Source organism: Pseudomonas sp. DW-iso17 (assembly GCF_058725345.1).
The window spans coordinates 66,703-84,848 of the sequence record NZ_JBZXEA010000032.1 but is presented as its reverse complement, the minus strand read 5'-3'; the positions used below and the strand labels follow the sequence as shown (position 1 = coordinate 84,848).

Sequence of the window (18,146 nt, the reverse complement as noted above, 5' to 3'; positions counted from 1 at the left end):
TTCAGTTCCTGATGGCCCAGAAGTCGAGTTCAAGCCCGGTGAACTCACCCCCTACGTGGAAAGCGAAACCACCCGACTGTTCCAGCTGTGCGATATCACGGGGGCTCATATCGAGCACGAAATAGGTCTTGCCGGCATGGAAAGGAATCTGTCGCGGCGCCACTGGCAAAGGCTTGACCTTGATACCGGCCAAGTGCAGGTTGACCAACTCGCGTATGCGCTCAACCGGCGCGACTTTCAGGTGGGCTGGCAGGCGCTGGCGCAATTCCTGCGCCTCACACTGCGCGGTGGCCGCCAGGATGAAGGTGGCTGTGCCAAGCAGTTTCAACTCGCTGACCGGGCATACCAGCACCCCGTACTGGCGAGGCTGCAATGCCAACTTGATCGCCTGTTGCTCCAGCACCACCGACAGTGCCGTACGCACCTGCGCCATCAGCCCGCGAAAACTGGCGCCCTGATCGCCGTGTTGATAGTGAACATCCAACTGCGCGCGCTTACTTTCAGTGGTGAAGGTTGATAGCTCCCCGAGCAGCGACACCAGCGCACGGAACACCGCTTCAGGCCGCACCCGCGTCTGGCTCAGGCAGTGGCGCAGCTCCAGCTCACTACGATTGATCACTTGCAGCATCAGGAAATCGGCGATTTGTGTGCCTTGGGTCGTGCTCTCGCCACGAATGCGCGCCGCGATGGCATCGCCCCGACTGGCAAGCAGGCCAATCACCTCCTTGAGACACGACGCCACGTACCCATGCTCCTGCACGAAGATAAACGTCGGGATGAACGCCGTATCCAGGTTCACACCGCCTTCACCGCTGGCGTCGAGTACCTGGGCCACCTTGAGCTTGATGAAGTGCTGGTCACCCGGCTGTCCACCCAACAGAAGACGTAAGTCCGGGCGCGCGCAGTGGATTCGGCAACGCGTATCCGCCCCCACGTTGGAATCCCCCACTTCCACTTCACAGCTGAGGTAGCGCGCCAACACGTCACTTTGCTCAGGCCGGCGGGCTTCAAGGTGACTGCCGCTGACCAGCGGCAGCGCCAGGTAAACCCCTTGCGCGCCCGAACCCTCTGGCACCTGCACCACCAGCGGCTCCATGGCAGCATTCAAGTCAAACAGGCTGCCGTCCGGCAACACGCCGCTGGCCTGGTTGACCACCAGCTTGCCCAACTTGAGGTACTGCGTATTGAGTTCGAACGTGAGCAAACCCCAGGTGTCACTGCCCAGCAGGCGGGTCTGATTGAGCTGCTGGTGGTAATAACGGTCGTTGTGCTGCAAGTGCTGTGGCCGCAACAGCATGCCTTCCTGCCAGATAACTTTATGAACCTGCATGTTATTGCGCCTCCACACCGGCGAGCGGGTCAGCAACACGTATACCGCCCTGGTCCAGCACCAGCTCGACACGGTTGCGTTGCTGTACCGTCAAGGGCACCAGCAGCCGCCACTGGACATGGGGCAAGTCTCGAAAAGCGGCCAGTACTCCCACAAAACGACTATCGGGAGCGATGCGCAGTTTGAGCGCCAGCCGGTCACCCGGGCGCAGCTCAACCTCCTCGCTGCCGACCCAGTCCTTTGGCAGCGTGTGCTGCGCATTGCCATACAGGCTGAAGAAGTCGGCATGTTCAAAGGCAACGCCATGGCGCAGTTCGATCAACTGCACCACCACGGGAGAAGGACGACCGTGCAAGTCCGGGTTGACGTGCTCGCTGGCAGTCAGCACCACGTCCAGCTTGGTCAGCGTGGAAAATGGCGAGACGGCGCTGCAACCCGCCAACAGCCCGCACAAGAGCAACAACGAAACAAAGGTGGCTCGATACATGATTATCATCCTGGAAAATCAATGTGCAGGCTGGAGATCAGGCGCACCTGCTCCTCATAGGCCTTGGCGAAGTCGCCGGCCAACGGGCGATCATTCAACTGTTCTTGCGCCACCACACGCTGGTAGTAACGCTGGTAGGCACGCCACCGCCCGCCATCGGAGAAAAACCCGGCAGGCTTGCCCTGGGACGCAAAACACCCCAACAGATGGCTGGGTTCAAAGACAGCGCGGGCATTACGCATGGCGCTTCGACAAGCGGCCAGCAACGCAACCTGATGCACCTGTAGTTCCAGGTGCACCTGGGCAATGGCGCGCACCGCGGGCAGTTGACCCAACTCCCGGGTATCGAGCATCGCGGATAAAGCAGCATCGGTGTCGCTATACACTTTCAAGGGATTCTGGCCGGAGCCCTGACTGGCGAACGGCGCCATACCCAGTTCGTTATTCAGTTCTTCACGGGTGCGCAAACCTTGTTGCAGCCCTTCGATCGTCACCCGAAACAAGCGTGCCACCTTGATCGCCAATGCCTCCCGGGCCGGTGTGTCGAGGGTCGTCAGGTCCATACCCAGGACCGCTGCAAATTGCGACCAGAACACCTCGTCGGTCGACAGCGTCGACGCGACAGCGGGTACCGCGGTAACCTCCATCGAAGGGTCTTGCCGCCGCGGCAATACCACGTGCTCGCAATCGGCCCCATAGTGATCTGCCCATACCGCTTGCTCATCGGCGCTCTTGTTCAAGGCCTCCAGATCATCCGACGTGGCCCGCATCTGCCGATCAAGATCCAAGCCATGCAACGGGTCCAGCGACAGGAAAGCGTCATCGGGGATCGGCACCGCCGCTGGCGCCAGCAGCTCGTCGGAAGGTCGCGGCGATTCCAGCAATCGCGCACGTATCGTCAACACCCCCAGCTCGAATACGTCGCCGTCACTGATCAATCGTGCCTGCCCCTTGCGCAGGCGCTCAGGACTCTTGGCCATCCCGATACCGTTGCGGCTGATATCCGTGAGGAAATAACGTCCTTCACGGTAACCGATCAATCCATGATGGCTGGAGAGTACGCGGCTGGCGTCAGGGATCACCCAGTCACATCCAGGACCACGCCCGATCACGCCGCCTGTACCGTCAAATACTTTGCGGGCCAAAAGTAGGCTCTGGTCGCTTTCGCACGCGCAGACCTCAAACACAAGCTGCAGCTTCATGCCCCCTCCTTTCAGCGGCCACGAATGATCGCCTGCGGGTCACCCATGGGGTGGTACTCGGCATCATCGAACACATAGTTAGCGTTACAGCCTCCCAGCAAACACATCACCAGCACGACGACGTGCCATGGACGATCAGGCATCAGGTTTCTCCCACAGTAAAAATCAAGTGCACCATTTAGCGTTCCTCCCGGGCATCGCCAAAGGGAATGTTCAAACGGGCAAGACGGTAAAGCAGGGTGCGCCGGGCGACCCCCAGCTCCCGCGCGGTGCGCGTGCGATTGCCATGGTTCTTGTGCAGGCAGTCGAGCAGGAACGTACGCTCCACTCGCTCCATCCGCTGGCGCAGCGTCACGTCATCGGGAGTGGCCGGCTCTGGTGCCGGCGGCAGTGCCAGGTGCTCGGGCCGAATCACGCTGTCGTCACACAACAACACGGCGCGTTCCACCAGGCATTTGAGCTCGCGTACGTTGCCGGGAAAACCATGGCTGGACAGTTGATCGAGGGCGGTATTCGCCCATTCGACAGGTGGCCTCCCCAGCGCCGCGCACACCTTGCCTGTGAAATGGCGCGCCAGTTGCAGCACATCGCCGTCCCGCTCGCGCAGGGCCGGTAAGGTGATGGGGAACTGAGCCAGACGGTAATAGAGGTCTTCGCGAAAGCGCCCTTCGGCGACCATCGCCGCGAGGTCGCGGTGGGTCGCGGCAATGATGCGTACGTCGACCTTATGTGCCGCACTGGCACCCAGCGGGCGAACCTCACCCTCCTGTAATACCCGCAGCAACTTGGCTTGCAAGGGCAGCGGCATATCGCCGATCTCATCCAACAGCAACGTACCGCCATGTGCGGCGTCGAACAGCCCCCCGTGATTGCGATCGGCACCAGTGAACGCACCTTTGCGGTAGCCGAACAGCTCACTTTCAAGCAATCCTTCCGGGAACGCCGCGCAGTTCTGCACGACAAAGGCCTTGGCCTTGCGCGGCCCGGCCGTGTGTATGGCCCGGGCCACCACTTCCTTGCCTGTGCCGGTCTCACCCTGCAACAGCACGGTGTAAGGGGTGTGCAGGACTTTACTGATCAAACGACAGGCCTGCTCCATTGCCGCGCTGGTGCCAATCAGGCCGTATGCGCCAGCCAAGGGTTTGTGGCCTGCGGGCTTTGGGCCGACGTTGGGCTGCCTACCGCGCAGTACGCGTAACCGGTTCACGGCGTAGCTGCCCAAATGCCCCAACGAGGGGGCGTAGCCTTGCAGCTGGGCCGGCTGTTGGCGGGCGCACACCAGCACCCCAGTTATCCGCTCACATTGATTGAACAGCGGCACGATTAATAGCGCACGCCATGGTGTCGCCAATGCGGGCAGAAAACCTGTGTCATGGCCGCTGCCTTGCACATCCTCCAGGCTCAACCCAGTGCCTTGGGTCAAGGCGTCGTGCAGCAACTGTTGGGAATGCTGACCAGGCCGTGGAGGCATGACGGTGAGCGACGACACTTGGGCTAGATGTTGGGCGATCAGTTCAAGCCGGCCGGTCACTTCATCGAGCAGATACAATTGGCTGACGTCAGATTGGCTCAGCCGGGCCGCCGTGCTGACACATCCGTCAGGTAACGCGTGTTCATCACGCTCGAACCCCAAGCGTGCGAAACAGGCAGACAACGCGTCGGCATACCTCAGCGCGTCGGCCCCTCCACCGGGCAGGTTATCGGTCATTGGCTGCACCCGCAGAAATCCACCAGGGCCGATGCTGTTTCCAGCCGTGCTGACAGTGCGCCGATCATGCGTTGCAAATCCCTGTTCATCATGTCCATTCATCCCTAATGAAAATTACGGGTTAGCGTGACTACGCCATCGGCCCGCTCGTGCCCCAGCCAGGTGGTCCAACCCAGGCGGCAAACCGTGTTTTCGCCAATGTGCAGAGCCCTGATCTGACCCTGCGCCAGTACCAGACGCAGGTCGTATTCCAATGGGTCGCGCAGGGTCAGGCGCACCAGCGAACGCAGCGGCTGATAGGCCTTTCCCGTGGGCAGGAAGTCGTGAAAACGCTGCCACCCCAACGCGCGGACATGCACCCTGAACTTGCCACTGCGGTCAGCGACGCGGCGCCCCAGCACCAGGTCCTCGCCAAGCACACTGTTGGCCCGCCCCAGGTCATTGCGCTGGACCGGGCTGATCTCGACCTGGCGTTCAACCCACTGCTCGATAAACAACGCGTCGTGCTTGAAGTAGTAGCGCAGGACCGACTCGATCAACGCCGCCGAGTGCACACGCACACTCAGCAGGCCCAGGTAGGGCAGCAGGCGTTTGCAATCGAGCTGGGAAGCGCCACGGATTGCGGTGCCGCCCAGACCCGTCAAGGCAAACATCTGCTCGGAAAAACCATCATTGGCGCCTGCCCGGAAACACGCCCGATAGCGGTACTTGCGCCAGATCGGGAGCATCAGCCGGTGCAAGCGATGATGGAACATATCCAGGAAATCTCGAGTCGGGTTGCCGCCTGGCTGCTCGGCAAATGCCTGCTCACCATAAAACGCAGGCAGTGGGGACCCGGCGCCAAATAACCCCAGTACATTGAGGCGCAGGCGTGCGCGCAAATGTCCATGCTCCATAAAGAACTCCACTCGGTCGATATCGTGCGCGGCAAAGCCCAAGCCAGGGTTGGCCTGGAACTCCAACTGGTCGTACAACGCGTCCTCATCCAGCAGCGGATGAGCCTCACGCAATCGCTCGATCACCTGCAAAACCGCCTGGAACAACGTGTATTCACGGATACCACGGCAAAGTTGATTCAGAGCAGGGGCTGTTGTCCCGTCAGGGATGGCCATAAATACACGTCTCCTTGTGTGCTGATGACACGCAACTCGTGATGGGAATTGAGGCTGGCATAAAGCGCAAAGAACTGATTGAGGACCGAAGCGAATACAAATAAGTCGCCCTGGCCGACAAAGCCTTGGGAATCGACCGTCAGATCGACCCGCACCCCTCGCACGGGCAACCCACGATGCAGGCGATCCGTCGCCTCATGATGGATGGCGCGCAAAGCCGCCAGTCTTTTCTGGCTGACCTTCAGCGCCTGGCGGTCGTAATAACGCGGCAGGTCGTAGGTTGCGAGAATCGCCTTCAAGGCGTTGATGTCGGTCAACGACAAGTAGTTGAGCGACATATTGCTGATGAGATTCCACAGGAAATCCTGGTCCAGGGGCGGTGCGTAGCTCGCCGTTGGCGCGGTGATATTGCGAAACGTCAACGACTCCGGTGTGTGTTCGCCGGGCTGGTTGATATCGCCTGCACGTAATTGCCGTGGCAGGTTGCAATTGGTACAGGTCAGTTCGACCGACAGGGTTTCCTGGCCCTGTTTGCGGCGATTGCCGAACCCCATCCAGGTGTCGAGTCCACCATGTTGAACCGACGAACGTTGGCGAATGCTGTAGCTGGGCGGTGCCGCCACAGGCTCGCTGTGGCAGTCATGTTCAAACGACTCGAACCGCACGTAGGTTTGATAGCCCAAGCCACCGGGGCGCCAGCCGGTGACCCGGTCCACTGAATACACGCTGGCATTGCCCGGCGTGTATTCCCCAGGTACCAAAAGGTACTCGTCCTGTTTACCGTCCAGGCGAATGGGAATTGCATCCTGAGTAAACAGGTTGACGATGGGCGTGCAATACAGCTTTACGTTATCCAAGGTAGGACGCAGGGGCTCGCGGCCCTGACTGCGGAGCTCGAAACGCATCACCAGGCCGTGCGCCTGCCGGAGCAACTCGTGAGACAACGTGTGCAACACCTCCAAGCCTTCGACATCGACAAACAGGTACTTCTCGGGAAACGCGAAGTACTCCTGCAGGTGCCGATAGCCCTCCAGCGTGTTCTGCGGATAAGGAATCAGCGCCTGTTCCTGGGAAAACCCCACTGGCCGGACCTGGTTGGCATTGAGCCGCAGCGTCAGGGGTTGGTCATCGCCGGCGCTGATCGGCAGGCCATCGTGATCCACGAGCTGCAGGCTGATTCCCGCCAGATGACGCAATAGGCCCAAGTACAGGCCCTGACTGATGTAGTGGTCGCCGGCCAGGTGCAGTCGCAGCGAATCGAATTCCAACTCACTGAAGCTGCCGTCGACACTCATGCACAGGCGCAAATCCAACCAGGCCCCTTCGCCCTGGCATTTGTATTCCAGGTCAGTGAGTTGCAATGGCATGACATCGGTGGGATAGCATGTACGGAACTGGCAACGCTCACCGTGGATGGGAGCGCTTTGCACGGCGGTATCCCGAGCCACCCGAACGCTTGGGCCGGCGCGTTTCAACGGGTCGAATTGCAAGATGCTGAAGGCCGGTATCGGGCGCATGTAATGGGGCCAGAGCAAGTGCATCAACGAGTGCGTCAACTCCGGCAGTTCGTCATCCAGCTTCTGACGCAAGCGCCCGGTCAGGAATGCAAAGCCCTCCAGCAAGCGCTCGACATCCGGGTCCTGGCCCGCTTCGCCGAGAAACGGCGCCAGGGCGGGATTACGTTCGGAAAAACGTCGCCCCAGTTGGCGCAACGCACTGAGTTCGCTTTGAAAATAACGGTTAAGCGTCATTGGCACAGACCTCAACCCGCCCGGTATCCGTGAGGCGCGCGTGGAACACTACAGGATGCAGTACGCCCGCAATCATCCGCTCAGCCTCAATGGCGAATGCCAGGGACAAGGAGTCACGCACAACCGGCAACAGCCTGACACGTACGTTCGTCAGCCGCGGCTCATAGGCCTGGATAAAACGTTCGATATGCAGCCGCGACTGGCTCAAGGACTCATGCAAGCTGAGCCGCATGTCATTGAGGTCAGGCAAGCCATAATCAGGCAGCGTCTGGACACTGCCCGCACGAGTGCTGAGCATTTTCCCCAAATGTGCGGCGATGGACGCCACGGTGGCACCCGGGTTAGACGCCCCCTGCTCGAGGCGTTCGAAAAGGCTGTTGTGCTCAAGCATGCCCTGGCTTCTGCTCATTCTTTATCGAGCTTCCCGACCAGGGACAACGTGAAGTCTGCCCCCATGTATTTGAAATGCGGGCGTACCGTAACGTTGACCCGGTACCAGCCAGGCTCGCCCTCGACATCGCTGACGACAATGCGCGCAGTGCGCAAGGGGCGCCGCCCGCGCACCTCGGCACTGGGATTTTCCTGGTCCGCCACGTATTGGCGAACCCATTTGTTGAGCTCCAACTCCAGGTCCGTCCGCTCTTTCCACGCGCCCAACTGCTCCCGTTGCAGCACTTTGAGGTAATGAGCCAGGCGGTTGACCACCATCATGTAGGGCAATTGGGTGCCCAAGCGGTAATTCAGCTCTGCCGCCTTGCCCTCCTCACTGATGCCGAACGATTTGGGCTTCTGCACGGAGCTGGCGGAAAAAAACGCTGCGTTATCGCTGCCCTTGCGCATGGTCAAGGCGATGAAACCTTCTTGTGCCAGCTCGTACTCACGTCGGTCCGAAATCAGCACCTCCGTAGGAATCTTGGTTTCAATCTCGCCCATGCTCTGGAAGTGATGCAGCGGCAGGTCTTCGACCGCCCCGCCGCTTTGCGGGCCAATAATGTTGGGGCACCAGCGAAAGCGCGCGAAGCTGTCGGTCAGGCGAGTGGCAAAGGCATAGGCGGTATTGCCCCACAAGTAATGCTCGTGGCTGTTAACCACGTTCTCCTGGTAGGCGAAGGTCTTGACCGGGCACTCAAGGGGGTCATACGGGGTGCGCAGCAAAAAGCGCGGCACGGTGAGGCCAATATATCGTGCGTCTTCGCTCTGCCGGAAACTTTGCCATTTGGCAAACTGCGGGCCTTCGAAATGGTCCCGCAGATCCTTCAGGTCGGGCAACCCGGTGAAGCTTTCCAAGCCGAAGAAACTTGGCCCCGCTGCAGCGATAAAGGGCGCGTGGGCCATGCCGGCGACGCTGGATGCGTATTGCATCAGTTTCACATCGGGCGCACTGGGCGAAAGAAAGTAATTGGCAATGATCGCGCCCACCGGCTGACCGCCGAACTGACCGTATTCGGCGCTATAGACGTGCTTGTATAACCCGGACTGGGTAATTTCCGAGGAATCTTCGAAATCATCCAACAGGTCCTCGCGCGAAACATTCAACAGTTCGATCTTGATGTTCTCGCGAAAATTGGTGCGATCGACCAGCAACTGCAAGCCTCGCCACGAAGCCTCCAACGCCTGGAAGTCCGGATGGTGAAGGACCTCATCCATTTGTTCGCTGAGCTTGGTGTCGATCTCGGCGATCATCCGGTCGACCAGGCGTTTCTTTACGGGTTCGTCACAATTATGTGGCTTGACCAGCTCTGCGATAAACGCCGACACGCCGCGCTTGGCGATGCCATAAGCCTCGTCGTCGGCGCTGAGCAATGTCTGGGAAATGATGTTATCGAGGATGCTACCGCTTTCGATAACCTGTACGGGTTGCGTGCCGTGTTGAATGGTGGTCATGGTGTCAGTGTCCTTTTACTGAAAACGTCAGGCTTGAGGCCTATCCAGGCCCAGTTCGGCGAGCACTCGTGCGCGAGAGTCACCATTGGCCAACGCCCGCTCGATAGCGTTGCGAAAGCTGGGCGTATTGCCCAGCGGTCCCTTGAGCGCCACTAATGCCTCACGCAATGCCATCAACTTTTGCAATTGCGGGATCTGCTCCACCAGGTTCGCGGGGTTGAAGTCCTTCATGGTGTTAATTCGCACCTGAACCGGCAGTTCTTCCACGTCGGCTGCATCCTGGAGGCGGTTGGGAACGCTCAGCGTCAGGCTCAATGCTTGCTTGGCCAACACCTCGTCAAAGGTGTGCTTGTCGATACCGATGGGCTTGCGATCTTCGAGTTTGCGTGGGTCCGCGCGCTGGGAAAAATCCCCCAGCACCAGCAGCTTCAACGGCAGTTCGACATCTTCCTGAGCGCTACCGACCGCGGGTTTGAAGGTAATATTGATACGTTCCTTGGGGGCTACCGAACCGTCTTTGGCCATGGTGCTTCTCCTTTTGATGAGGCGCTATTCAAGTACTGCTTCCAGGTCGAAATGGCATAACCGGCGATGCAGGGTGTCTTTTCCGTCTTGTACGGCTTGGTTTTGTGGCAACAGGTCGTAGCAGCGATACAGCAGTTGGCCCACTTGCATGGCCAGCTCCGGCTCCCAACTTTCCAGGCCCGTGCGCTGTAATTGCAGGTCGAGTTGTTCCAGCTGGATCCTGGCCAGGTCATGCTTGCCGGCCGCCACACACAACCTGGCCAGCGCCAGGTGCCAGTGAAAACGCGCTCGATCACCACACGCCGCCCGCAGCCCTTGCTTGAGCACACTCACCGCGGCCTTGAGCCCGTCTTTGCGCAGGCAGGGCATCACCGCCTGCAACGCGGCTTCCCAGGGCTGAGCAGCGCTGTCGACGACGACATTGGAGGGCTCAGGCTTGTGCAGGTGACGCATGACGTGAAATGCGATCCACTCACCTGTCGCGGAGTCGGCAAAGGGCGTGCCGTCCTCGAACCGATACTCAGGCAGGTTCGGCAGGCGATGCAGCAGCAGAGCAAATTGCATTTCCAGTTCGGTCATGGCGAGGTCTGCGTGCAAGGCCTCCAGGCACTCCCAGACCATGCGCAAACCATCGAACCAGAACATTGCACCGGCCAGGCTGACCTCGAGTTCAAGCAACAGATCGGCGTAATGGCCTTGGCTGAAGCGGTCTTGATAGCGCTTGCGCTTGTCGGTAGCCAATGGGCGCAGCGCCGTGACGCGCTCATTATTGGCGTCGGGATAATTGACGAGCATCAGCCAGGCCAAGGTTCGGCCCAGGCGCAAGGCGCGCGGGTCGGCCGCATCCTGACGCAACCACCAGGTACATAAAGGCCAAGCCTGCTCCTGCAATGCGCGCAGCCGTTTGTGCGCGTCTTTTTCGTTATTGAGCGGTTGCTCGGGGGCCGGCAGCGGGCTTGGCGCAGGTTTGACCCGGGCAATGACGCCCGCGACGTCGCCAGGTTCGGCAGCAGCCTGGGCCAAGCGCGCCGACAGCTGCCGGCGAACCGGCAACAGCAGCGGCGCCTCGCTGCCAAGCTGTTCACCCCATATCTGATCGAGACATTCGAGGTGTTCCAACAGCGCCTGGAATAAAGGCCGTTGATCACTGAGCGGCAGGTTGTGCGCGCACGCTTGCTCAAGGCGCAACACCAACCAGCCAAACGCCGCAACGCGGGTACGCAGCTTAACTGGATAGACCTGCGTCCAATGGTGCTCGCAGAGTTCGCGCAGCACACCGAGACCAGCCAGCAACCCAGCGAATGAATCACGCTGATACAGGGCCCAGGTCAACCAGGCGGCAACGCGCAGATCCTTGGAATGCTCACGCAAAATGCACTCGCTGATCTCGCTGATCTTCTGCCAATCCGGCAGCCCCGCACCATGAATGGAGTGAGCCTTGCCCAACTCGGTTTCCAGCACCTCAAACTCGTTTGAAAAACGCATGTCGCTACCAACAAAACTGCTTGGCGAACACGCTGTCCGGGCAAGTTCCTGGCAATAGTCATATAGCTGTTCTGAATAAACTATTTTGGGCTGCACACAACCATCCAAGGCAAAACAGGCAAAATTAACGTCGTTGTTAAAAACCTTTTAACTTCCGTTCAAACCACATCGAAGTGAACGAACCTTAGCCACGAAAAAAACAATCAGCAAGTAACGGAACGGAACTTAAGAAACATCCTACGCAGCTTGAAAATAAAGACATGCGCAGTTATTTGCGCAGTCTATCCAACTAGAAAACACTCTCAAGCGCCCACAGCCTTGCATTTACAAAAACACATGACATGAGCAACTAAGTGCGCATAGGCGTGCAACTAATAGCGCTAAAAACTCACCCACAGCCCTACAACAAATTCTCAATAACGGCCACTGAGTCTTCTTCGCCCTTATTTCATTGAGCCTCACACTTTCAGGCACGCTTCTTGTTAAAGGCACTTGACCGCTCAGCGCTCTCGCTGCCCGGCAATACCTACTCAATCAGGCAAGGAAACCCGTCATGCCCACACCCGCGTACCTCTCCATCACTGGTGTCAAACAAGGTTTGATTACGGCAGGCACATTTACCCAGGACTCGGTAGGCAACATTTATCAGGAAGGCCATGAGGACCAGATTCTGGTGCAGGCGTTTGCTCATCAGGTGATCATTCCCCGCGACCCGCAATCGGGCCAGCCGACCGGTCAGCGCGTGCATAAACCCCTGATGATCAGCAAGGTTTTCGATAAATCCTCACCCTTGCTGTTCAGCGCCCTGACCACCGGCGAAGAAGTGTCCTGCCGCCTGGAGTGGCTGCGCACCTCCTCGGCCGGAACCCAGGAGCACTACTTCACGATTGAACTGGAAGGCGCCACCATCGTTGACATCCAATCTCGCATGCCCAACTGCCAAGACCCAGACAACGCCCACTTTACCCACCTGGAGGATGTGCACTTCACCTATCGCAAGATTATCTGGACTCACGAAGTGGCCGGGACGTCCGGCTCGGATGACTGGCGCAGCCCAGTGACGGGTTAACGCGAGCAGTAAAGACGGTAACCACGATGCGAAGCGAGCCGCTGTTGATCTTGATCTGCTTTTGATCTTGATCTCAGGCGCCCCGTTAAACCACGCTGGCCGAACGCAGGCTTGAATTCGTGGGTAACCCGGCAGGACGCCGGGTTAGCCGCCCCGCGCCATGGATGGCGCGTGGCGGCGGCCCACGGATTCAAGCCTGCGTTCGGGCACACCGAGCCCAAGCGAGGTGCCGAGTGGTGGGGCAAGAGCGCTTTGCTTACTTTCGCGCTTTTCGAAAGTGAGCCGCCGTTGGGCGGAACCCTAGGTGGCCGTTACCGCAGAAATGGATATGTACACAATCCAACTGTGTTGACTGCCAGGCCGCCTTCGCTAGCAAGCCCGCTCCCACAGTTGGATTGTGGGGTGTCAGATAGATAGGTATTGCTTGTCAGGGCGTTATCGCAGGCAAGCCAGCTCCCACAGTTGGATCCTGGGGTGTCAGGTAGATAGGTATTGCTTGTCAGGGCGTTATCGCAGGCAAGCCAGCTCCCACAGGTTCAGCGTCGCGACACACAGGCCTCATCACAACCGGACAAACCAGCTCAATCGCAGTATGGTTGCCCTCTAACCACTCCCCAGGAAACACCGGTAATGCTGTTTGTCGTCATGCTCGGGGGAAAGCACCCGCGAGCCAGGATCGAAGTACACGATGTGGTATTCGCAGTGGCCGATACCCTGCAAGCCACCTACCCACAATTACGCGACGCCTGGTTTGGCAGCCCCAAAGGCGTACACATCGATTCATGGATGGCCGTCGATGGCGTCGACGGCTGGAAGGTTGAACTGAGCCACCTGGCGCCCCACGGCGATGCGCCGCGCCTGTACTTCATCAACCTCGGCGGCTACGAGGCCAATAGCTTTGGCGAAGCCCACCACTACCTGCTGGTGATCGCCCGTAACAAACAGGAGGCCATGCGCAAAGGTAAGCAGCAGATGCTCAGCCACTGGTCCCAGGCCCACACCGACACGGTGCTGGATATCGACGATTGCCTGCCCATCGACCTGGTGGACGGCCGCTATATCCACCTGCTGCAAGCAGCGCACCAAGCGATCGTGCAGCGCAACGACTATCTCGTACTACCTTGAACCGGCATGACCTAAACAGCGGCGACTGAAAACCCAGTGGAACTTTGCCGAGAAATAACCGCCTGAATCCGGTACGCTCACCGTTTTTTACTCTAGGAGTTACTCACCATGGCCAAAGCCACCGCCCGTCACATCCTCGTTGCCTCTGAAGACAAGTGCAACGAACTCAAGGCCCAAATCGAAGGCGGCGCTGATTTCGCAGAAGTCGCTAAAGCCAACTCCAGCTGCCCATCCAGCCGTCAGGGCGGTGACCTCGGTTCGTTCGGCCCAGGCCAGATGGTCAAGGAATTCGACACCGTGGTCTTCAGTGCCCCGGTCAACACCGTGCAAGGCCCGGTGAAGACCCAGTTCGGCTATCACCTGTTGGAAGTCACCAGCCGCCAGGATTGATTCAATCTGCGCTGATGCTATAAACAACGGCCCGCCCTTTGGTGGGCCGTTGTGCATCTGATGACTGGCGATGCCCAGGCCGTTAGCGTACAAATCCTTATTATTCTTTACCCGGCGCTCAAGGCTGATAATGCGATTGGCTTTTTCATCTCTGCTCTGCTCCACCCTGGCCTTTCTAATGGCCAGCACTGCGGTGATCGCAGCCCCGCAAACCTACCTGACGGTGTACGGCGAGCCCGCCAAGTACGCCGAAGGTTTCAGCCATTTCGACTATGCCAACCCCAACGCCCCCAAGGGCGGCAGCCTGCGGCGCTCAGCGCTGGAGGTGGGGCGGTTTGACCATGTGCTGCCCTATATCGACAAAGGCATCGGCGTGTCCCAGGTCGACGGCTGGGTGTATGCACCCTTGGCGTTGCGCTCGCTGGATGAGCCTTACACCGTCTATGGCCTGGTGGCGCAAAAGATGGAACGGGCCGACGACGGCCTGTCGCTGCGCTTCTACCTGAACCCCAAGGCGCGCTTTGCCGATGGCACGCCCATTACCGCGCAAGACGTGCGCTACAGCTTTGACGTGTTGATGACCCAAGGCAGCCTGCGCTATCGCACGTTATTTGCAGACGTCAAACACGTCGAAATCGAAGGCGAACGACAGGTGCGCTTTGATTTTTCCAGCAACGAAAACCGCACCCTCCCTCTGGATCTCGCCACTTTGCCGGTGTTCCCCGAGCACTGGTGGAAGACCCGCGACTTTGCCAACGGCGGCGGCTACGAAGCGCCACTGGGCAGCGGCCCTTACAAGGTCAGCAAGATCGACTCCGGCAATACCATCACCTTCACCCGCGACCCCGACTGGTGGGGCAAGGACTTGCCGGTCAGCCGCGGCTTGTACAACTTCGATCACCTGAGCCTGGAGTACTTCGGCGACACCGAAGTAGCGCGCCAAGTGCTACGCGGCGGCGCCTATGATTTCAACCGTGAATTCTCCGCCACCGGTTACTCCATCGGCTACAACGGCCCGGCCCTGGACGATGGCCGTCTGCAGCGCGCGCACCTGGCCAAGGAGATGCCGCAGCCGGCCCAGGGCTATGTGTTCAATGTGCAAAAACCGATGTTCAAGGATCGCCGCGTGCGCCAGGCCCTGGCGATGCTGTGGGACTTTGAATGGGCCAACCGCCAGATGATGCGCAACCTGTACATCCGCCAGCAGAGCTATTTCTCCAATAGCCCGCTGGCCGCCAGCCAGTTACCGACCCCGGAAGAACTGGCGATCCTCGAACCCCTGCGCGGTCAGGTTCCCGACGAGGTGTTTACCCAGGTGTTCAAGGCCCCGGTCACCGATGGCAGTGGCATGATCCGCGACAAACAGCTGCAAGCCTTGGCCCTGCTGGAAGACGCCGGCTGGAAACCTGTGGGCGACAAACTCGTCAATGCCCAGGGCGAGCCACTGGAATTCACCTTCCTCAACGTCCAGAACGGCCTTGAGCGCCTGTTGCTGCCCTACAAACGTAACCTGGCGCAGATCGGCATCACCCTGAATATCCGCCGCATCGACTCCTCGCAATACGTCAACCGACTGATGGCCCGCGACTACGACATGATCGTCACGGGTTTCCCGGTCACCACCTCGCCCGGCATGGAGCTGTACAACTATTTCGGCTCTGCCGCCGCGTTCGATTCGGGCGCCAACAACTACATCGTGCTCAAGGACCCGGCCGTCGATACCCTGATCCATGGCCTGGTCAAGGCTGACACCCAGGCGAAGATGCTCACCTATGCCCACGCCCTGGACCGCGTGCTGCAATGGAATTACCTGTGGATCCCCAACTATTACCCACCGGGCACCTCCGCCGCATGGTGGAACCGTTTCGGGCGCCCGGCCATCGAGGCGAAGAACGACGAAGCCCTGGAAACCTGGTGGGAAGTCAGCCCCACCCCGCTGACGAACGAACAAATGCAGGCTGAGTTGAAAAAACGCGGAGAGGCCCACTGATGTTTGCCTATATCGTACGGCGCCTGCTGCTGATCATCCCGACGCTGGTGATCATCCTGTTGGTGAACTTCGTGATCGTGCAGGCCGCGCCCGGCGGGCCGGTGGAGCAAGCTATCGCCCACTTGCAAGGCATTGGCGGCGGTGGTGTAGCCGGCGCATCCGGCGAAGGCATCAGCGGCTCGCGAGCCAGCCGCGGTCTGGACCCAAAGCTGATCAAGGACATCGAGAAACAATACGGCTTCGACAAATCCGCGCCGGAACGCCTGTGGTTGATGCTCAAGAATTACGCCCAACTGGACTTCGGCAACAGCTTCTTTCGCGGCGCGACGGTAACTGACCTGATCCTGGAAAAGATGCCCGTCACCATTTCCCTCGGCCTGTGGGCCACGCTGATCACCTACCTGGTGTCGATCCCGCTGGGCATACGCAAGGCCGTGCGCCATGGCAGCAGCTTTGATATGTGGAGCAGCACGGCCATCGTCATCGGTTACGCGATGCCGGCATTCCTGTTCGCGATGTTCCTGATCGTGGTGTTCGCTGGCGGTACCTCGCTGAACTGGTTCCCGGTACGCGGGCTGGTCTCGGAAAACTTCGCCGAACTGAGCGCCGTGGGCAAAATCGCCGACTACTTCTGGCACCTGGTATTGCCGGTAACCGCGTTGGTGATCGGCGGGTTCGCCACCTTGACCATCCTCACCAAGAACTCGTTCCTCAATGAAATTACCCGCCAGTACGTGGTCACCGCCCGCGCCAAGGGTTTGAGCGAACGCCGGGTGCTGTACGGTCACGTGTTCCGCAATGCGATGTTGCTGGTGATCTCGGGGATTCCCCAAGCGTTTATCAGCGTGTTCTTTGCCGGTTCGCTGCTGATCGAGGTGATCTTCTCCCTCGATGGCCTGGGCCGCATGAGCTACGAGGCGGCCGTGTCCCGCGACTACCCGGTGGTGTTTGGCTCGCTGTTTATCTTCACCCTGTTCGGCCTCTTGATAAAACTCATCGGTGACCTCTGTTACACCCTGGTGGACCCGCGTATCGACTTCGCCGCGAGGAACGCCTGATGCTCAACCTCTCCCCCGTGGCCCGCCGACGCTTCGAGCGCTTCAAGAAAAACCGCCGTGGCTGGTGGTCGCTGTGGCTGTTTATCGGCCTGTTTATCCTGACCCTGGGCGGCGAGTTGATCGCCAATGACAAGCCGCTGGTGCTCAGTTTCAAGAACGAGCTGTATTTTCCGGTGTTCAAGCGCTACACCGAGCAGCAGTTCGGTGGGCAGTTGCCGTTCCAGGCGGACTACCGCAGTGACTACGTGCAAAAGCTGATCAAGCAGGAGGGCGGCTGGATGCTGTTTCCGCCAATTCCTTTCAGCGATGACACGCCCAACTACGAACTCACCCGCCCTGCCCCGAGCCCGCCGTCGGCGGTGAACTGGCTGGGCACCGATGACCAGTCCCGCGATGTGTTGGCCCGGGTGATCTTTGGTGCACGGGTGTCGATCCTGTTTGCCCTGGCCCTGACCGCCATCAGCGCCGTCATTGGCATTGCCGCCGGGGCGTTGCAGGGATACTACGGTGGCTGGGTAGACTTGCTCGGCCAGCGCATCCTGGAGGTGTGGTCTGGCCTGCCGGTGCTGTACCTGCTGATTATCCTGTCGGGGTTTGTGGAGCCGAATTTCTGGTGGTTGCTGGGGATCATGGCGCTGTTTTCCTGGCTGGCCCTGGTGGACGTGGTGCGCGCCGAGTTCCTGCGCGGGCGCAACCTGGAATACGTCAAGGCCGCGCGCGCCCTGGGCCTGGGCGACGGCAAGATCATTCGTCGGCACATCCTGCCCAACGCCATGACCGCGACCCTCAGCTATTTGCCGTTCATTTTGACCGGGGCGATATCCACCTTGAGCGCCCTGGATTTCCTTGGCTTCGGCATGCCCGCCGGCAGCGCGTCCCTGGGCGAGCTGATCGGCCAGGGCAAGCAGAACCTGCAAGCGCCGTGGCTGGGCTTGACGGCGTTTTTCACCCTGGCGCTGATTCTGTCGTTGCTGGTGTTTATCGGCGAGGCATTGCGTGATGCCTTCGACCCCCGCTCATGAGTGACCGC

At 59.6% G+C, this 18,146-nt stretch carries 17 protein-coding genes; 6 read left to right on the top strand and 11 right to left on the bottom strand.

Annotation, left to right across the window (positions count from 1 at the left end; genetic code table 11):
* Position 1: 1 nt before the first annotated feature.
* The 11 genes from tssK to tssA form a co-directional block, all read right to left on the bottom strand.
* A complete protein-coding gene (gene tssK / locus AC4PS6_RS18630) occupies positions 2 to 1,330 on the bottom strand; it encodes a type VI secretion system baseplate subunit TssK (RefSeq protein ID WP_336826329.1) in 1,329 nt (442 codons plus the stop codon).
* Position 1,331: 1 nt separating this feature from the next.
* Positions 1,332 to 1,817, bottom strand: a complete 486-nt coding sequence (gene tssJ / locus AC4PS6_RS18625) for a type VI secretion system lipoprotein TssJ (RefSeq protein ID WP_014718224.1) — start codon at positions 1,815 to 1,817, stop codon at positions 1,332 to 1,334.
* A 5-nt stretch (positions 1,818 to 1,822) separates the two neighbouring features.
* Complete coding sequence (gene tagH / locus AC4PS6_RS18620) at positions 1,823 to 3,019, bottom strand: type VI secretion system-associated FHA domain protein TagH (RefSeq protein ID WP_019817597.1); 1,197 nt, start codon at positions 3,017 to 3,019, stop codon at positions 1,823 to 1,825.
* Positions 3,020 to 3,030: 11 nt separating this feature from the next.
* Positions 3,031 to 3,162: a hypothetical protein gene (locus AC4PS6_RS18615; RefSeq protein ID WP_014718222.1), complete on the bottom strand. Its 132-nt coding sequence runs from the start codon at positions 3,160 to 3,162 to the stop codon at positions 3,031 to 3,033.
* Positions 3,163 to 3,197: 35 nt separating this feature from the next.
* Positions 3,198 to 4,727, bottom strand: coding sequence for a sigma-54 interaction domain-containing protein (locus tag AC4PS6_RS18610; RefSeq protein WP_032903853.1), 1,530 nt, complete (start codon positions 4,725 to 4,727; stop codon positions 3,198 to 3,200).
* Positions 4,728 to 4,831: 104 nt separating this feature from the next.
* Positions 4,832 to 5,839 carry a type VI secretion system baseplate subunit TssG gene (gene tssG, locus AC4PS6_RS18605; protein WP_019817599.1) on the bottom strand — a complete coding sequence of 336 codons (1,008 nt, stop codon included), beginning with the start codon at positions 5,837 to 5,839 and terminating at the stop codon, positions 4,832 to 4,834.
* Positions 5,803 to 7,590: a type VI secretion system baseplate subunit TssF gene (gene tssF, locus AC4PS6_RS18600; RefSeq protein ID WP_133633905.1), complete on the bottom strand. Its 1,788-nt coding sequence runs from the start codon at positions 7,588 to 7,590 to the stop codon at positions 5,803 to 5,805. Before tssF ends, tssG begins: the two co-directional genes overlap by 37 nt.
* Positions 7,580 to 7,981 carry a type VI secretion system baseplate subunit TssE gene (gene tssE, locus AC4PS6_RS18595; protein ID WP_019817601.1) on the bottom strand — a complete coding sequence of 134 codons (402 nt, stop codon included), beginning with the start codon at positions 7,979 to 7,981 and terminating at the stop codon, positions 7,580 to 7,582. The genes tssF and tssE overlap by 11 nt, the downstream gene beginning before the upstream one ends.
* A 14-nt stretch (positions 7,982 to 7,995) precedes the next feature.
* Complete coding sequence (tssC, locus tag AC4PS6_RS18590; RefSeq protein WP_336826324.1) at positions 7,996 to 9,474, bottom strand: type VI secretion system contractile sheath large subunit; 1,479 nt, start codon at positions 9,472 to 9,474, stop codon at positions 7,996 to 7,998.
* A 27-nt stretch (positions 9,475 to 9,501) separates the two neighbouring features.
* The gene (gene tssB, locus AC4PS6_RS18585) at positions 9,502 to 9,999 is read right to left on the bottom strand and encodes a type VI secretion system contractile sheath small subunit (protein WP_014718216.1); all 498 of its coding nucleotides are present in this window, start codon (positions 9,997 to 9,999) and stop codon (positions 9,502 to 9,504) included.
* Between the two features lie 24 nt (positions 10,000 to 10,023).
* The gene (gene tssA, locus AC4PS6_RS18580; RefSeq protein WP_336826667.1) at positions 10,024 to 11,568 is read right to left on the bottom strand and encodes a type VI secretion system protein TssA; all 1,545 of its coding nucleotides are present in this window, start codon (positions 11,566 to 11,568) and stop codon (positions 10,024 to 10,026) included.
* Between the two features lie 469 nt (positions 11,569 to 12,037).
* Here tssA and AC4PS6_RS18575 point away from each other — a divergent pair, with 469 nt between their 5' ends.
* From AC4PS6_RS18575 to AC4PS6_RS18550, 6 genes are all read left to right on the top strand, one after another.
* Complete coding sequence (locus AC4PS6_RS18575) at positions 12,038 to 12,553, top strand: Hcp family type VI secretion system effector (RefSeq protein WP_014718214.1); 516 nt, start codon at positions 12,038 to 12,040, stop codon at positions 12,551 to 12,553.
* 630 nt (positions 12,554 to 13,183) lie between these two features.
* Positions 13,184 to 13,678 (top strand): DUF1543 domain-containing protein, encoded by a 495-nt coding sequence (locus AC4PS6_RS18570; protein WP_336826321.1) that lies wholly within the window; start codon positions 13,184 to 13,186, stop codon positions 13,676 to 13,678.
* A 108-nt stretch (positions 13,679 to 13,786) separates the two neighbouring features.
* Positions 13,787 to 14,068, top strand: coding sequence for a peptidylprolyl isomerase (locus tag AC4PS6_RS18565; protein WP_014718212.1), 282 nt, complete (start codon positions 13,787 to 13,789; stop codon positions 14,066 to 14,068).
* A gap of 130 nt (positions 14,069 to 14,198) precedes the next feature.
* Entirely contained in the window at positions 14,199 to 16,058 is a 1,860-nt protein-coding gene (locus AC4PS6_RS18560) for an extracellular solute-binding protein (RefSeq protein ID WP_032872826.1), read from the top strand.
* Positions 16,058 to 17,116: a microcin C ABC transporter permease YejB gene (locus AC4PS6_RS18555; RefSeq protein WP_038449934.1), complete on the top strand. Its 1,059-nt coding sequence runs from the start codon at positions 16,058 to 16,060 to the stop codon at positions 17,114 to 17,116. The genes AC4PS6_RS18560 and AC4PS6_RS18555 overlap by 1 nt, the downstream gene beginning before the upstream one ends.
* Positions 17,116 to 18,138: an ABC transporter permease gene (locus AC4PS6_RS18550; RefSeq protein WP_014718210.1), complete on the top strand. Its 1,023-nt coding sequence runs from the start codon at positions 17,116 to 17,118 to the stop codon at positions 18,136 to 18,138. Before AC4PS6_RS18555 ends, AC4PS6_RS18550 begins: the two co-directional genes overlap by 1 nt.
* Positions 18,139 to 18,146: the final 8 nt, after the last annotated feature.

Excerpts from the sequence above, each read along its gene's own strand:
- tssK (WP_336826329.1), bottom strand. The coding sequence starts at position 1,330 with ATGCAGGTTCATAAAGTTATCTGGCAGGAAGGCATGCTGTTGCGGCCA.
- tssJ (WP_014718224.1), bottom strand. The coding sequence starts at position 1,817 with ATGTATCGAGCCACCTTTGTTTCGTTGTTGCTCTTGTGCGGGCTGTTG.
- tagH (WP_019817597.1), bottom strand. The coding sequence starts at position 3,019 with ATGAAGCTGCAGCTTGTGTTTGAGGTCTGCGCGTGCGAAAGCGACCAG.
- AC4PS6_RS18615 (WP_014718222.1), bottom strand. The coding sequence starts at position 3,162 with ATGCCTGATCGTCCATGGCACGTCGTCGTGCTGGTGATGTGTTTGCTG.
- AC4PS6_RS18610 (WP_032903853.1), bottom strand. The coding sequence starts at position 4,727 with ATGACCGATAACCTGCCCGGTGGAGGGGCCGACGCGCTGAGGTATGCC.
- tssG (WP_019817599.1), bottom strand. The coding sequence starts at position 5,839 with ATGGCCATCCCTGACGGGACAACAGCCCCTGCTCTGAATCAACTTTGC.
- tssF (WP_133633905.1), bottom strand. The coding sequence starts at position 7,590 with ATGACGCTTAACCGTTATTTTCAAAGCGAACTCAGTGCGTTGCGCCAA.
- tssE (WP_019817601.1), bottom strand. The coding sequence starts at position 7,981 with ATGCTTGAGCACAACAGCCTTTTCGAACGCCTCGAGCAGGGGGCGTCT.
- tssC (WP_336826324.1), bottom strand. The coding sequence starts at position 9,474 with ATGACCACCATTCAACACGGCACGCAACCCGTACAGGTTATCGAAAGC.
- tssB (WP_014718216.1), bottom strand. The coding sequence starts at position 9,999 with ATGGCCAAAGACGGTTCGGTAGCCCCCAAGGAACGTATCAATATTACC.
- AC4PS6_RS18575 (WP_014718214.1), top strand. The coding sequence starts at position 12,038 with ATGCCCACACCCGCGTACCTCTCCATCACTGGTGTCAAACAAGGTTTG.
- AC4PS6_RS18570 (WP_336826321.1), top strand. The coding sequence starts at position 13,184 with ATGCTGTTTGTCGTCATGCTCGGGGGAAAGCACCCGCGAGCCAGGATC.
- AC4PS6_RS18565 (WP_014718212.1), top strand. The coding sequence starts at position 13,787 with ATGGCCAAAGCCACCGCCCGTCACATCCTCGTTGCCTCTGAAGACAAG.
- AC4PS6_RS18560 (WP_032872826.1), top strand. The coding sequence starts at position 14,199 with ATGCGATTGGCTTTTTCATCTCTGCTCTGCTCCACCCTGGCCTTTCTA.
- AC4PS6_RS18555 (WP_038449934.1), top strand. The coding sequence starts at position 16,058 with ATGTTTGCCTATATCGTACGGCGCCTGCTGCTGATCATCCCGACGCTG.
- AC4PS6_RS18550 (WP_014718210.1), top strand. The coding sequence starts at position 17,116 with ATGCTCAACCTCTCCCCCGTGGCCCGCCGACGCTTCGAGCGCTTCAAG.